The sequence below is a fragment of the candidate division KSB1 bacterium genome (assembly GCA_034521575.1).
GTDB lineage: Bacteria > Zhuqueibacterota > Zhuqueibacteria > Residuimicrobiales > Krinioviventaceae > JAXHMJ01.
The window spans coordinates 1,182,354-1,198,188 of the sequence record JAXHMJ010000005.1 but is presented as its reverse complement, the minus strand read 5'-3'; the positions used below and the strand labels follow the sequence as shown (position 1 = coordinate 1,198,188).

General features: G+C 46.2%; 11 protein-coding genes. 8 read left to right on the top strand and 3 right to left on the bottom strand.

Annotated elements, in window-relative coordinates; all coding sequences use genetic code 11:
* Nucleotides 1–103 precede the first annotated feature (103 nt).
* A complete protein-coding gene (locus U5R06_18390) occupies nt 104–1,735 on the bottom strand; it encodes a hypothetical protein (protein ID MDZ7724718.1) in 1,632 nt (543 codons plus the stop codon).
* Between the two features lie 381 nt (nt 1,736–2,116).
* On the opposite strand from U5R06_18390, the gene U5R06_18385 reads away from it, so the two are divergent.
* The 4 genes from U5R06_18385 (at nt 2,117) to U5R06_18370 (ending at nt 8,103) form a co-directional block, all read left to right on the top strand.
* Complete coding sequence (locus U5R06_18385) at nt 2,117–5,254, top strand: BamA/TamA family outer membrane protein (protein MDZ7724717.1); 3,138 nt, start codon at nt 2,117–2,119, stop codon at nt 5,252–5,254.
* 14 nt (nt 5,255–5,268) lie between these two features.
* The gene (locus tag U5R06_18380) at nt 5,269–6,537 is read left to right on the top strand and encodes a GWxTD domain-containing protein (protein MDZ7724716.1); all 1,269 of its coding nucleotides are present in this window, start codon (nt 5,269–5,271) and stop codon (nt 6,535–6,537) included.
* Nucleotides 6,538–6,681: 144 nt separating this feature from the next.
* Entirely contained in the window at nt 6,682–7,194 is a 513-nt protein-coding gene (locus tag U5R06_18375) for a hypothetical protein (protein MDZ7724715.1), read from the top strand.
* A gap of 306 nt (nt 7,195–7,500) precedes the next feature.
* Nucleotides 7,501–8,103, top strand: a complete 603-nt coding sequence (locus tag U5R06_18370) for a hypothetical protein (protein MDZ7724714.1) — start codon at nt 7,501–7,503, stop codon at nt 8,101–8,103.
* A 94-nt stretch (nt 8,104–8,197) separates the two neighbouring features.
* Here U5R06_18370 and U5R06_18365 read toward each other — a convergent pair whose 3' ends face one another.
* Nucleotides 8,198–8,617: a DoxX family protein gene (locus U5R06_18365; GenBank protein MDZ7724713.1), complete on the bottom strand. Its 420-nt coding sequence runs from the start codon at nt 8,615–8,617 to the stop codon at nt 8,198–8,200.
* Nucleotides 8,618–8,708: 91 nt separating this feature from the next.
* On the opposite strand from U5R06_18365, the gene U5R06_18360 reads away from it, so the two are divergent.
* Both U5R06_18360 and U5R06_18355 read left to right on the top strand, forming a co-directional pair.
* Complete coding sequence (locus U5R06_18360) at nt 8,709–9,212, top strand: nitroreductase family protein (GenBank protein ID MDZ7724712.1); 504 nt, start codon at nt 8,709–8,711, stop codon at nt 9,210–9,212.
* 398 nt (nt 9,213–9,610) lie between these two features.
* Nucleotides 9,611–11,455, top strand: a complete 1,845-nt coding sequence (locus tag U5R06_18355; protein ID MDZ7724711.1) for a FlgD immunoglobulin-like domain containing protein — start codon at nt 9,611–9,613, stop codon at nt 11,453–11,455.
* 134 nt (nt 11,456–11,589) lie between these two features.
* Here U5R06_18355 and U5R06_18350 read toward each other — a convergent pair whose 3' ends face one another.
* A complete protein-coding gene (locus U5R06_18350) occupies nt 11,590–12,087 on the bottom strand; it encodes a DoxX family protein (protein ID MDZ7724710.1) in 498 nt (165 codons plus the stop codon).
* 91 nt (nt 12,088–12,178) lie between these two features.
* On the opposite strand from U5R06_18350, the gene U5R06_18345 reads away from it, so the two are divergent.
* Both U5R06_18345 and U5R06_18340 read left to right on the top strand, forming a co-directional pair.
* A complete protein-coding gene (locus tag U5R06_18345; protein ID MDZ7724709.1) occupies nt 12,179–12,697 on the top strand; it encodes a nitroreductase family protein in 519 nt (172 codons plus the stop codon).
* Nucleotides 12,698–13,139: 442 nt separating this feature from the next.
* On the top strand, nt 13,140–15,683 hold the full coding sequence (locus tag U5R06_18340) for a GEVED domain-containing protein (protein ID MDZ7724708.1): 2,544 nt from the start codon (nt 13,140–13,142) through the stop codon (nt 15,681–15,683).
* Nucleotides 15,684–15,835: the final 152 nt, after the last annotated feature.

Below are 15,835 nucleotides of genomic sequence, written 5' to 3'. Positions count from 1 at the left end.
AAATGGAATCCGACAGTACACGTTGCAGTGTATTGTCGGACTGTGATATTTGGTAAAAACGTCCTGGAGGTCAAAAAGCCGGCATACCGGCCTGTTGATCGAGTTACTGCAGAACCACATTTTGAGGCGCAGCCGGCGGAACCACATCGCTGATGTCAATATTCAGCAGTACATCAACGGTGCTATTGGGCGGAACCGTGATTTCTGCAAGATTTTCGTTCAGAACAGTGTGTTCCTGTTCGTTGATATACACGTTTACAATGTCCTGAGGAATAAAACCCGACTGAACCAGGACGGTTCTTGTGCTTGTACCGGTGTTGCAGAGGGAAAACTCCCGTGTGGTATCCGTTCGTGTACGAAACAGGGCGGCGACATCTTCATATAGCCCCAGAGACTGATCCTGCCGGTAATAAACGACCTGAAGAGGCGGCATCTCGCCTCGTGGTGCCGTGCTGGCTCCAAACGGCACCAACGCACAGCCGCAGGAGGTTGTATATTTGGGAAAGTCATCGGGTTCGGATGGACGCTTGGTCATAGCTTTGAGTTGATTCACAACATCTGTTGTCTTGTCAATGGCATAATCATTGATTAAATGGATGTACTTTTCATCTCCGGTTTGGAGAAATTTCCACATTCTCATTGAATTATACGGGTAAACCATTGCTTTGAACCAGCGTGACATGGCGTTTTCCAGCGGCACATTGTTATAGTTGTTAAATATACTTGATTCAGTCCCCATATAGGCAATCCATTTGCTGCTGCGTACGCTCCAGGTTGTACCGTCAAAATAATGCGCCGGTTCAGCCCCGTCGCCGTTGTCAAACAATGTCATTAAGAAACGGGATAATGAATTCAGGTATATGCGGTTTTTGCTGGTTCTGAAACAATCAATAAATACGCGGAAATCCCGGAACGAACTGAATCCGTTATTTTCCCAGCTCCAGCCTGTTTGATATTGTGCCTGCCACCAAACGCCGCTGTAGGGCCCAATCTCCCCGGTATAGGGATCAACCGAACACGGCGGAACGTAATAGCCGTTTTCCTGCTCGTTTGTTTCCATTATGCCAATCCAGGCATTTAGGTAGCGCTGCGTCCAGTCAAGATAACGTGTTTTGCCGGTGCTGTGGTATGCCGCCAGAGCGAGTTTGGCAAACTGCAGGTTAAATGCCCAGTCTACTGCTGTGTTGTTACCGGTTTCAATTTCCTGGGTCCCCATACGCAGGGATCGCATCAATCCGGTTTGCTCATGCGTCCAGTCTTCGCAGGTATTGACCCAGTTGCCGATATGTTCCACCATATCCTCCAGGGCTTTTATCACGTCGGTGTCAGTCGGGTTGGCATAGGCCAGATTGGCGAGTATGATCAAGCCTTCAAGTGTATGTTCAGTATCGTAAAATGCTTCTTTATAGTATCCGTGATGAAACATTCCGGCATTTGTAGCCCGTGAGATATAGCGCAAACCGGCGCGTTTCACGGTTTCGTATGCAGATTGGTCACCGGTGAGATAATAATAGGGCAGCCAATAATAGAATATTTCAACCTCATCATCCCATTTCCAGGTGTTCAGATAATAATACAGACCGCCTGCATCCTGTTCCCATTTTTGAGTCTCTGTTACCAGTTGTTTTGTGACGTTCCGCAATGTGATTTGCTCTCTGGCCCATTGGGGCTGAGCAAAAACCTGTATCACGAGCAGAAAACAAATGATCTGGAATCCTGATCTCAGTATCTTCAATATTGCCGTCTCCTGATAGTGTGCACAATATCAAAGTTACAAATTTCCTGCCAAAATATATTTTCAATTTAGGGTTTACAGGGTAAAGTAAAGTTAATAAAAATAAGAATTTCGGTTATGTTAAAAAACTGCTTATCATGTACCATGGGTCAAAATCGCACAGAAACCCTCACAATGTCCAGCAGCGGATACAACTTGAGCAAAACAAAGATTTTCGGAATATCTGTATTCAAAAATGTGTCAAACATGTATGTTGGTGATAATTCCCGGAACCGGCTTTATTCTGTTACGTTTACACTAATATCTTGATTTTAGGTGTTGGAATTGCCATATTTATATTTATAAGAAAAATGAAATCAATCCATTAGAAAGTGAGACGAAATGAAACTCAGGCTTTGTATCATATTGTTACTTTTGATAAGCATGGCAGGATTGGGTCAGGCCCAGTTTTTTGGTAAAAATAAAGTACAATATGATTCATTCAATTGGCATTATCTGCAAACTGAGCATTTTGATATTTATTTTACCGACGGTGGGGATAATATTGCTGAATTTACCGCAAACGTGGCGGAAAACAGCTATATTCAGCTGCAGCAGGACTTGAACTACAAGCTGACCGACCGGATCAAATTGATTATTTATAACAGTCATAATGATTTTGCTCAAACCAATGTAACATCTCAAATGCCCGAAGAGTCGGTTGGAGGCTTTACTGAATTTTTCAAAAATCGTGTTGTGCTTCCGTATGAAGGCGAGTGGGAGAAATTCCGGCATGTGATTCATCACGAATTGACTCACGCCGTGATGCTGCAGATGCTTTACGGATCCGGAACACAGTCCATCATATCCGGACTGATGCAGTTTGCGCCGCCGTTATGGATGATAGAAGGACTGGCCGAATGGCAGAGCCGGCGATGGGATATTGAAAGTGATATGTTTATGCGCGATGCCACGGTGAGCGGTTATGTGCCGGAGGTACAGAACCTGAACTATTACATGGCTTATAAAGGCGGACAATCCGTTTTGAAATACATTTCTGAAACCTATGGAAATGAAAAAATCAGTGAAATTCTTTACAAAGCCAAAGCCAACAAAGATTTCAACCGGGCGTTAAAACAGGCTATTGGTATTGACATGGAAGAATTGACGGAACGCTGGCATTTATATTTGAAACGCGAGTATTGGCCGGACATTGCGGACCGCAAGGAACCGGATGAATTTGCGGATAAAATTACCAAACATGAAGAATGGAGAAATTTTGTCAATACCAGTCCGGTGATGAGCAATCAGGGGGACAAGCTGGCTTTTATCTCCGACAAGGATGATTATTTTGATATTTACCTGGCCAGTACAATTGACGGCAAGATTCTCAAAAAACTGGTGCGCGGGCAGAGGTCCGGTAATCTCGAATCTTTGAATTGGCTTCGCGGGCGTCAAATTTCATGGAGCCCGGATGACCGAAAAATTGTATTCAGTGCAAAGACCGGCGCCGAAGATCAACTGCATTTGGTCAATGTCGAAAACGGTCATATTGTCCGCAGCATTGATTGCGGGATGGATGGAATTTATAATCCCGCCTGGAGTCCGGCAGGCGATGAAATTGCGTTTCTTGGCTTGCTGAACGGCCACGGAGATATCTATGTTTATCATCTCGAAACAGACGTGTTGCGAAAACTTACAGATGATGTGTTCAGCAATGTGGAACCGGCCTGGGCGCCCGATGGCGGCAAGCTGGCCTTTGCCAGCGACAGGCCTGCTGTGGATACCGAAATACAGGGCAGCCTGCCGCCGATGGATATGGATTTTAAAGATTTTGATATCTATGAAATCAATGCGGATGGAACGGGGCTGAAAAAAATATCAGGCAGTGAACACCAGGAGCGCGCTCCCTTTTATTCACCGGACGGCGCCACACTCGCTTACACCAGCAATCGCAGCGGTGTGAACAATATCTATTTGTATGAATTTTCTTCCGGTGACGAATGGCCGGTTACCAATGTCTTGACGTCTGTGCATTTTCCGTCCTGGGGCGGCACGGCAAACCGGATGGCGTTCGCTGCATTTTATCGGGGCGGATATGATATTTTTATTATGAAACATCCGTTCAGTGTCGGACGCGATGAAATTGATATTAAAAAAACCGGCTATGTGACTCGTGAGAAAACCGGACAGTTGACGCTGTCGCCCATTGATGTGCAGGACGCTCCGGCACAGGAACTAAAGAGCCGCAAAGATACGGAAAAAAAATACCGGAATTATGTATTTGACAGAGATTTTGCCCAAGGGAACCTCGAGTTTGATGAAGAAAGTGTGTTCCTGGATTCAAGTGAATATATATCTGATTCCGGCGATTACAAGGTCAATGACTATGAGGTCAAATACTCTACGGACCTGGTCTACGGAAATGTCGGGTATGACCAGTATTTTGGAACCACCGGGTACACTCAGATTATGCTGTCCGATGTATTGGGAGATCATCGTATCAATGTCGGACTGAATTTGTACGGTGATTTGAAAAATGCAGATTATGCAATTTCCTATTACCATCTCAAGAACAAAATGGATATCGGCGGCGGTATTTACCATAATGCGTATTTCTTTTATTCATATCAGACGGGCTGGGTGCGGGATCGGAATTATGGATTGTCAATATCCGCCAATTTACCCTTTAGCCGCTACAAGCGCATGAGTTTTGGCACCTCGCTGCGGGGAATCAGCCGCAGTTATATGGACCTGCCGGATGAAGTAGTGGACGAATGGGTTGACAAGGGTTATATCTCCGGGAAAAACCGTTACTTTTGGCTGAGCAGCCTGTCATATACCAAAGATAATACAGTGTGGAAATACACGGGACCGATGAACGGAACCCGCTGGGGAGTGGGCGTCACTTTTAGCCCGGAGATCATGGATTATGGTCTTGATTTTACCACCCTGCGTGCGGATTGGCGTCATTATATGCCGATTGTGCGTGATTATACCCTGACGCTTCGCACAGCCGGTGGTGTCAGCTTTGGCAAGCACGCGCAGAAATTTTTTCTTGGCGGCACCAGCAACTGGATTAATTATAATTACCGCGGAGGAATTCGCGTGGAAAATGTTGAGGAAATTTATTTTTCCTCCTTTGAAATGCCTCTTCGCGGCGCCCCCTTTTACGCACTGGAAGGCACTCGATTTCTCTTGTCCAACATCGAATTCAGGTTTCCGTTTGTGCGCTATATGCAATTGGGTTTCCCGCCCATACGTCTGGGGAATCTTCGCGGCGCGGCCTTTCTGGATATGGGACTTGCCTGGGACAAAGATGAATCCGTTGGATTTCGCAATGATGCGGACTCTTTCAGCTTGTTCAAAAAGGCTCCCAATGGATTGGTGCGGGCGGATGATTTGTTCGCCAGTATCGGTCTCGGTTTACGGGTGAATCTGGGTATGTTTCTGCTTAAAGTGGATTATGCCTGGCCAACGGATTTTTACAGCACAGAATCCAACGGAAATATTCTCTGGTCGTTAGGCGCGGACTTTTAAAAAAGGTGTGATTGATGAAAAAACTGTTTATTTGTTTGTTTATCGTAATGATCTTTAAATCAGGAACTGCACAGTTTCCGTATTCGCAAAATCAACAGGCCAGGAACATGTTTGGCCGGGATTTGTTTCTGTATAAATTGTTCAATCTTGCGGACCGCCAGGATTCCACAAAGAGCCGACTGGATTGCCACGTTGCACTGGTGAATGATATTCTGACATTTTATAAAGTGAATGATGCCTATCGCGCCGATTTTGAATTGAGCGCAGTGGTTTATCAGGGCAAAGATATTTTGGCGCAGAAAAGTCTGCGTGATTCTATTAAAGTCGAACTGTTTGATAAAACAAATTCCCGTACCCCTCTGCATCGATATTCTATGCGTTTCTCACTTGATCCTGGAAAATATAAAGTTCTGATCAATTTATCGGATGGAAAGGGCAATCAGTTGCTGGAGGAGGAAAAAAATGTCGAGCTGAAAGATTTTTCCGGACGTAAATTGCAGGTAAGCAGCCTGATTTTTGCGGATAAAGCTGATTGCAATCAGGACCCGCCGGATATTCAGCCTAATCTGCGGGACAGTTTTCAGGATATGAATTCGAGTTTTTCGCTTTTTGTTCATCTTGCAACGCCGCAACAGGGTGACAGTTTGCGAATTGAAACCGAGGTGATTCATAATGACGGTCAGCAAGTGATGAATCTGACTGCCGTTTATCCGTTAAAGGCAGCGGATCGGCTGGTCGATTTGTGCGTTTCTATGAAAGAATATATCCGGAAGCCCGGTGAATACCGTGTGGTGTTCCGGGCCCAGACTGAAAATGAAAAAGTTGTCAAACGCAACCGGTTCAGCGTATTCTGGGGCGGGGCTCCGGGACAAGGGACGGATTTGAATACAGCGATTGAACAGCTTGCGGTGGTGGTTGACAATAAAAGCCTGGACTCGATGCGGACGGCCCAGGGCGAACGCAAACGTCAACTGTTCGAACGCTTTTGGGAACAGCGGGACCCCACCCCGGACACCGAGGTCAATGAACTCAAACAGGAATATTATCAGAGGGCCGAGTTTGCAATTCGCAATTTTTCCGAGGTCAAGACAGGACGCGTTGGCTGGCAAACCGACCGGGGAAGAATTTATATGAAATACGGCAAGCCGGATGATGTTGAGAGAAATCGGAACAGCATGACCGGTCCTGTGACGGAAATATGGACATATGAAGAGTTGTCCCGCCGCTATATTTTTGTGGATCGGGAAAATAATGGCGTGTTCCGGTTGTATCGAATTGAATAAAAATGAACAGCAAACCCCGTGTTTCCGCGAAAAATTTTTGTCACCGCGTTGCAAAAGTTACAGGATTTTTGTATATTTGGAATAGACAATTACCCATATCGAACATGTGTTTTAACATTTAACAATAGAGGGAGTTATGACGGTTTGGCAAAAAACCAAAAAAATGAATATGATGAATATGTTTTCGGATGGCGGGTGCGATCGACGGGTCGTTTTTTGTCAAAAATATTTTCCTGGTTGCTGGGAGCTTTTGTGATTGGCCTGCTGACGTCTATTTTTTTCCTGCTTCTCAACGCTCCTCATCTCTCACAGCCCATGGCTCGTGTTTTATTTTTTATTTTCTTTTTTCTCGGGATTGCGAGTAATTTATTCCGGGATATCGTGAATGGGATTGAATATCGGATGACCCAAAATGCACTCGTTCAGGTGCACCCCTTTTGTGGATTTAATAAAATCAATTCCCTGATCGGTTCCAATACGTATCCCTTTCGAACTGAATATTTTTATATTCCCTGGAAAAATATTAAAGATATCAAGGACAAGACCGGCAAAATACAGTTGATTGAAAAAGAAACCGATTCAATGATAGACATTCAGATCGACCGCGTCTTGAATTATTTTGGCTATGATAACGACCGGTTTTTTGAAACGCCATAAAAAAGAAAATGAGACGGTTGATGCGTTTAACAAACAAGCACGTCAACTCTTGATCAAAACCGGGCGTGATCTGATTAAATCATGACAAGACTTGTTTTATCCGCCTGTGTTTGTTTGAATCCTGTCAGGGGCCGGAGCAGTATCAAATCCAGCATTATCCTAAAGACATACTGTTTGTTTCAATCGCTTTAGATGAACCGGGATTCCTTTTTTATATCCGCATTTTGAAATGGTGCAGGGTATAATCGGTATCGATATTCATGGTAATCGGTTCATCTTTAGTGAACAAGTATAAGGAATTGAACAATGAAAAAAATAATTGTCATCCTCCTCGTCGCCGGACTGGCTTTATTTTTATTTTTTCCGCAGGGTAAGCTTACCTACGGGCCGGGACGGATTGCTCCGGACGCACCTGAACAGAAACGCCTTTTGAACGCAGAGGCAAAAAGAGTCAATGGCTATCAGGTTCAGCCTTTGGCTCAGTTCAATATGGAAGCGCGTGCATTGTCGACACGGAAATATTATTTTGGCCAGGAATCACGGCTGTCACCTCTGGATGTTGTGTTTGGCTGGGGACCCATGTCGGATGAACGCGTGCTGGAGCATATATCGATTTCTCAAGGCAACCGCTGGTATCATTGGCGCTCCTCTGATTTGCCCATCCCAAAGTCCAGTATACAGTTACATAGCGCCAACATGCATTTGATCCCGTCCAATGAACGCGTTAAAAAGAAATTGAAACAAATAAAAATTGGACATGTGGTGCAGCTAAAAGGCAAGCTGGTGCGGATTGGCGCTTCTGACGGATGGAGCTGGAAAAGTTCTTTGAGCCGTACAGATACCGGGGCCGGCTCCTGTGAGATTATATGGGTGGAAACGTTGAAACTTTTGCAGCCTGATCAAAGATAAGAATGTAAAGCAGTGGGCAAGCGTGAACCGGCTGGAAATCGGCGAAGAAAAAGCGGCAATGATGCTTGTCTTCGCCGATTTACGGGGTGTTTTTTTATTCTTTGCGTTTGTTCGTGAACCACACAGCATCCAGACTGTATTTTCCCGCACCGAAAAGAATAAATGATATCATCGTGACAGCAAATGTCAGAGGCTTTTCAGTCTTGCTTAATGGATCTCCGGCATGCGCCGTCGTCAGCGCGACAATCATAACAAATAAAATGAAAAACGCTGCGATACGGTAAAACAGTCCGAGGATGAGCAAAATGCCGCCGACAAACTCGGACAATGCTGCAAGATATCCAAACAGTACCGGCAGGGGCGCACCGAGTTGTCCCAGCCACCCTGAAAATTGTTCCATGCCTCCAAAGAGTTTGCTGTATCCGTGCCAGATGAACATGGCGCCGACCCATAATCTCAAAATGAGTATGGCGAGGTCCGCGTTTAGAAATTGACTGCTGAATAATTTTTTCATAATCTCCCTCTTAATTTTGATATTCTTGACAACATTCATTACTTTAACACCGAATACAAGATGATCATTCCAACTTGTCAAAGGAGCGAATATGCATTTTGAAAATCTGATTCAAACCCGCTACAGTGTGCGTGCTTATTCCGATAAAGACGTGCAAGCGGAAAAGCTGCAGGCGATTTTACGAGCGGCTTTAATGGCGCCGACCGCTGTGAACCAGCAACCCTTTCGATTCATTGTCCTCTCCACACGCGGCAATGAAAACGAATTACGCAGGGTGTACAAACGCGACTGGCTGCTGCAGGCGCCGCTGGTTATCTGCGCCTGCGCGGCGCCGGATGAGGCGTGGTCGCGAATGGACGGACGCAATTACGCGGATGTGGACACGGTGATTGCTATGGATCATCTTATTCTGGCCGCAACCGGGCAGGGTCTGGGAACCTGCTGGATCGCCGCTTTTGATCCGGAAGCAGTCAGGGAGGTTTTTCTGCTTCAAGAGGGCTGGGAGCCCATCGCATTGACGCCGTTGGGGTATGCCGCGGATGCGCCGAAACCGAAACAACGCAAATCTGTGCGGGAACGGGTGATCTTTAAATAATGGGACTCCGGTTTTGGGGATATTTCCCCTGTTGAGGAGAAATTACCCACTTTTATTTTTGTTATCATAAGGGGTGAGTAGTGCTATGAAAATAAGTGTATATATAATAGTGTGTTGCAAAGACTAAAAAATAATAATATTGAAAGAATATGGCATTAAATTTGCCAAATAACTTTGGGTGTTAATAGATTAAAAAAGTACATTTTGAGCAGAAACACACTGCCAGTGTAGAATAGAGGTGTTTCAAGAAAATCGATTTTTAAACCAGAACACCGGTTGTAAAAATCAAGCAAAACATTTGATTCTGTTTGGCACCAACTTTTCAATAAATTGACCATTCAACAGTAGGTCGTGGTTGGAATGGTAGGTCACGAACTTGCCCGTGCAGGAGGTGCACAATGAAGTTTGTAAAAAAGTTGAGCGTCTTGTTTTTATTGCTCATTATTGCATGTATAAAAGTATCGTCTGAAACCGCATTTGAAATTAACTTTGATACCGATGCACAGGGAACTGACATTGTTGCAGGTCAATTTATCGATGATGAATATGAAGCTTGGGGGGTTACGATCAGCGAAAGCCATTCCAGTCACCGGGTCATGGCGTTTGACAGTCAAAATCCGACCGGTGGTGATACCGACCTGGGGACTCCAAATGAAGCGTTTGGGGGACCTGGAGTTGGTGCAGCAGGTGCTACTGATCCGGGAAAAAACGATGTAGCAAGGGGTATGGTGATTATCCTGTCAACTGATAACAACCAGTCGGTCCCCAACGACTGGAACGCACCTTCCGGCGACAATGCCCGGTTTATTTTTACATTCAGCTCTCCTGTAAAGTTGGCGGATAAAATATATACCTTGGATGATGTGGAGGCCGACGTTTATTTTTATGATGAAGACAATAATCAAATCGGCAGTTCGATATCGATCACGGTCACCGGAGAAAATGTCTATTACGAACAGGACGTGGATGTCGCCAATGTCAAACGCATGGAAATCAATATAGACGGCAGCGGCGCGATCCCCGGAATCTTTTACACCCGCGACATTGATTTTGGCGATGCGACTTCCGATTATGGACTGGCCGGACATTATCGGCCCAGCGGCAGTATTGTCAAACTGGGAGACGATGTCGAGGTCGAGGATGCTCAGGAATACTCTTTAGCTGCCGATGGTGATAATTATGATGACGGTATCAGTTACGAACGCTGGGTGGATGCGGATGAGGATAACGTAATAGACAGCAATGAATGGGTTTCACATACCAGCAGTACGTTTGTTGTGGATGAAACCTACAGAGTGACGGTTGAATCTTATTTGCCGGCCAATGAGAACGCCCGCCTGGCCGCATGGTTCGACTTTGGTAACAATGATTCTTTTGAGGACAACAGTACCGAACGCATCATTGATAATGTCCTGCTGGAAAATAATGCAGGTAGCGCTGCTACAGTGACCACAACACACCAATTTACGGTGCCGACAGGCGCGAATACCGGCGGCGGTACGACGTACATTCGTTATCGACTTGATTTGGGTGTTCCCGGGCAATCCCCGGAGAATCTCACACCAACGGGATACGGCGAGTACGCCGGTGAGGTTCAGGACTACACCGCGGAATTGTCAGATACTCCGCCTGTTGCCGTAACGCTGAGTGCTTTTACGGCTGAAGCATTTCAAGACAATGTGCTCCTGGAATGGAGCGCGGAATCAGAAATCAATCATGTCGGATATGAGCTGCTCCGCGGTTCTGCCCCGGATGAACCGTTTTCATCCATCAGCGGACTGATTAGCCGACCGAAATTCGTACAATCCAACACAAAATACTACAAGTTTACAGATGCCGGTATAAAACCCGGTCTCCATTATTACATACTTCAGGATGTGAGTGTGGACGGCTCGACGACAGAACATGGACCGATTGCGGTCAATGTATCAGTGGAAACGGCTATTGAGGGAAATATGGAGATTCGTGATTTTCGCTTATATGGTAATTATCCCAATCCCTTTAATCCACTGACGGTCATTGAATATGATGTCCCGGTTCAGGAAAAGGTTGTATTGGAAATATACAACAGCAAGGGTCAGCATATAAAAACACTGGTGAACGCTATTCAATCCCCGGGACATTATAGTGTGACCTGGGATGCAATGTCGGAAAATGGTGACTCTGTTCCTTCTGGACTTTATTTGTACAGATTTCGGGCCGCGGATTTTCATCAAATAGGGCGTATGGTCTATTTGAAATAATACAGACATTTGCGGTTAAAGGGAAGGCTGGTGCGCATCAGACATCTGACGGATGAAAATGGAAAAGCTCGTAAAGCCGAACAGATATCGGCGCCGAATCCTGTGAACTGATATGGGGTAAAATGATAGAAATATTAAAGACTGGTTAACAGTCTTACAGGACAAATCGGCGAATAAAAATCAGAGTTTACTTTTATTTGCCGATTTAATGCTACGTGTTGCTCTGGCTTTTTAAACCACACAGCATCCAGACTGTATTTCCCCGCACCGAAAACAATAAATGATATCATCGTGACAGCAAATGTCAGAGGCTTTTCAGTTTTGCTTAATGGATCTCCGGCATGCGCCGTCGTCAGCGCGACAATCATAACAAATAAAATGAAAAACGCTGCGATACGGTAAAACAGTCCGAGGATGAGCAAAATGCCGCCGACAAACTCGGACAATGCTGCAAGATATCCAAACAGTACCGGCAGGGGCACACCGAGTTGTCCCAGCCACCCTGAAAATTGTTCCATGCCTCCAAAGAGTTTGCTGTATCCGTGCCAGATGAACATGGCGCCGACCCATAATCTCAAAATGAGTATGGCGAGGTCTGCGTTTAGAAATTGACTGCTGAATAATTTTTTCATAATCCCCCTCTTAATTTTGATTCTCTTGACATAACTCATTACTTTAATACTGAATAAAAGATGATCATTCCAACTTGTCAAAGGAGCGAATATGCATTTTGAAAATCTGATTCAAACCCGCTACAGTGTGCGCGCTTATTCCGATAAAGATGTGCAAGAGGAAAAGCTGCAGGCGGTTTTACGAGCGGCTTTAATGGCGCCGACCGCTGTGAACCAGCAACCCTTTCGATTCATTGTTCTCTCCACACGCGGCAATGAAAACGAATTACGCAGGGTGTACAAACGCGACTGGCTGCTGCAGGCGCCGCTGGTTATCTGCGCCTGCGCAGCGCCGGATGAGGCGTGGTCGCGAATGGACGGACGCAATTACGCGGATGTGGACACGGTGATTGCTATGGATCATCTTATTCTGGCCGCAACCGAGCAGGGACTGGGAACCTGCTGGATCGCCGCTTTTGATCCGGAAGCAGTCAGGGAGGTTTTTCTGCTTCAAGAGAACTGGGAGCCCATCGCATTGACGCCGTTGGGGTATGCCGCGGATGCGCCGAAACCGAAACAACGCAAATCTGTGCAGGAACGGGTGATCTTTGCGAGTCAGGCAAAACGCTGATAGTCACTTTGTTTCTGAGAGATTTTCATCTATATTGAATGAAACCTGCAGAGACCGTCAATTCACGTTTGCCTGCCAATAAAAAGGCCTGTTTGGCCGCCGGATTCGATTTTGGGTGGCAGCAGCGCCGGATGTATTATTGACACTGTTTCAGTTATAAGCAATTCACAGTTTCAGAGATAATTGGGTAAAATATAACCACTGGGTAAAAACACCCCGCTTTAAGTTAATATCTTTTGCAAACGAGATGTAAATATAATTTCCGTAAAATTAAAAGATGTATATAAACAATAAGATAAGGCGTTTTTTTATCGTCGGATACAGGCCTGGTTTTAAAAGAAATGGCATAATATTTGAATCTATTGTATATAGATGTAAAGTATGTTTTATTAATCGGTTATTACAATCAATATCGGGCTATTTTTGCCCGTGGAGTATAAAAATGTTAATAGATAGTATGAACACACTGGTCAAACGGTTTTTATGCAGCGGACTTTTTTTTAGTACATTTGCATTTTTGAATGCCACTCCCACGGTTAACGGTTTGTTTTACGGCGACGGGGATTCTGGCGAATATGAAGTGCTGGCGGAAAATGAAGAGGGCCGGGGCACTTTATACTACTATCTGGAAAATAATTCTCTTTATATGGCGGTGGTGGTCGATCCTTCTGTTAATGACAATGTGTTTGACAAGTTTAAGGAAACGGATTATATCAGCTCAGCCGGTTGGAGCCGGGGAGCGGGACGGACCGGTTATGAACTGGTTGGCTCCGATCATCTCGAGTTTTCGTTTACACGTACCAAAAATGGTGTGAACGAAACACTGTCCTGGCATCAGGACTATGTTTATGACGCGGACGGAGATGGTGATCCTATGGAAGCTGACTGGCTGTCGGATGCTTGGGGAGATGATGGGTCTTCAAAAAATGGTCTATTACCACCAGAAGGAACTATTTCCAAAAGTTCTCTGCAATGGAATCTGAACAACGACTCGTGGGTAACCAATCATCCCGAATATTTTGACGGCGGCGGCAGACGGGCCCCCTGGAAATCTCCACATGACCCCAACGATCCCAATAGCCTTTCCGGTGGTTATCCCTTTTGGGACAGCGTCAATCAATGGGAGTGGGCTCTGGTTTATGAAATGATGATCCCGCTGGACGGGATTACCGGAACCATGGAGTTTCGCGTCAACAGCGCTCATAATTCGCCCTCAAAAGATGACAACGAGAATGTGCCCATTCCCATATCAGGCACAGTCAGCCTGACCACCATTACGCCCAAGGATTTTGGTGATTTACCGTCCCCCTATCCAACAGTTAAAGCTGATAACGGCCCGTACCATGAATTAACATCTGCATCAAATCCCACGCTGGGCGCTTTTGTGGATGCGGATATGGACGGACTCCCCGGCGCCGAGGCATCGGGTGATGATAACGACAATACGGAAAACGATGAAGACGGTATTGAATTTACATCAAAAATTGCCGCCGGTGAAACCGCAACCCTGACCGCAACCGCCAATCTGTCCGGTTATCTCAATGCCTGGATGGATTTCAATGGCGACGGCGATTTTGATGATACCGGCGAACAAATTTTTACGGATCAGGCCTTGAGCGGCGGCGCCAACAATCTGAATTATTCGGTTCCCGCCAATGTGACGCAGGGCGTGTCCTATGCGCGCTTCCGGTTCAGCAGTGAAACGGGTCTCTCCCCCACAGGCGGCGCATCGGACGGTGAGGTGGAGGATTACCGGGTGCAGGTACTGTCGCTCGAATATGCAGATTATGGAGATGCGGCCGAGGGTTGGCTCCCGGCCGGCGAAGCGGTGGATGCCTCCTATGCCTATTTGGGTTCGTCTGTGGACAAAGAAGGGGTTTATACCGGAACGCTGACTGCAGATGATGATGACAACAGCGACATTGATGATGAAGACGGGGTGACGTTTTATTCCACTGAAGATGCCGGGGCGACCTGGAGCGAAATGAGTGAACCGCTGTACTTTGTCCGCGGCGCCCGGTATAAAGTACAGGTCGACGTGACGGTTGCGGCCGGTGTGAACGCCAGACTTGCTGCATGGTTTGATTTTGACGGCGACGGATTTGATAACGGCAGCCCGGATTTGATTATTGATAATGATGTGTACAAAGGCAGCATGGCAAAATCTGCGATCTCGAGTCTGGCCAAAAGCAATCAGACGATGGCCGAATCCCGCGAGTATACTTTTACCGTACCGGATGTGGCCTCTGCGGACTTGACCTATGTGCGCTTTCGTCTGGATACCGGCTACAGCAGCGATCCGCTCTCCCCGTCCGGCTACGGCGACGGGTTCGGCGAGGTGGAGGACTATTACGCGCAGCTGGGCGATACCGATCCGGTGGCGGTGAGCCTGGCGTCTTTTGATGCTCAACTGGACAACAATGCCGTCATTTTAACCTGGACGTCCGAGAACGAAGTGGATCATGCCGGATACACCGTCTCGCGCAGTGAATCGAAAACCGGTCCTTTTAAGGCTTTATTTTCCGGATTAATCACCGAGCCGGACTCTAAACAGGGTGCGCTGAAATCCTATGCCTATACTGATAGCCAAGTCCGATCCGATAAAACCTATTATTACAGACTGAATGCGGTCGATTTGAGCGGCGGCTCTCAGCCCTTTGGTCCGGTGAAGGTGACCACGACCGGTATTGAACAAAAAATCGCAGTGGATCAATACTGGATTTCTGATAATTATCCCAATCCCTTTAATCCGAGCACAGTGATTGAATACCGTCTGCCGGAAGCTTCTTTTGTACATCTCGAGATTTACGATATCAACGCCCGTCTGATAACGACGCTGGTCTCGCAATCGCAGGGCTCCGGGCGTTACCGGGTAGAGTGGGATGCGACAAACAATGCCGGAGCGTCTGTTTCTTCCGGTACATACTTTTATCGCTTTCGGGCCGGCGATGTGACCCAAAACGGATCGATGATTTATATGAAATAACAGCCTGGATTCAATCTCATTTCAATGAAAGCCCGGATCGTGTCCGGGCTTTTTTTATGGAAATTTCCTGAACCCAAATCGGGTAAATTTCCCCATATGGTACAAAATTACCCGATTATATGTTAAGATTATTAACAAATGAAAGTTGAATG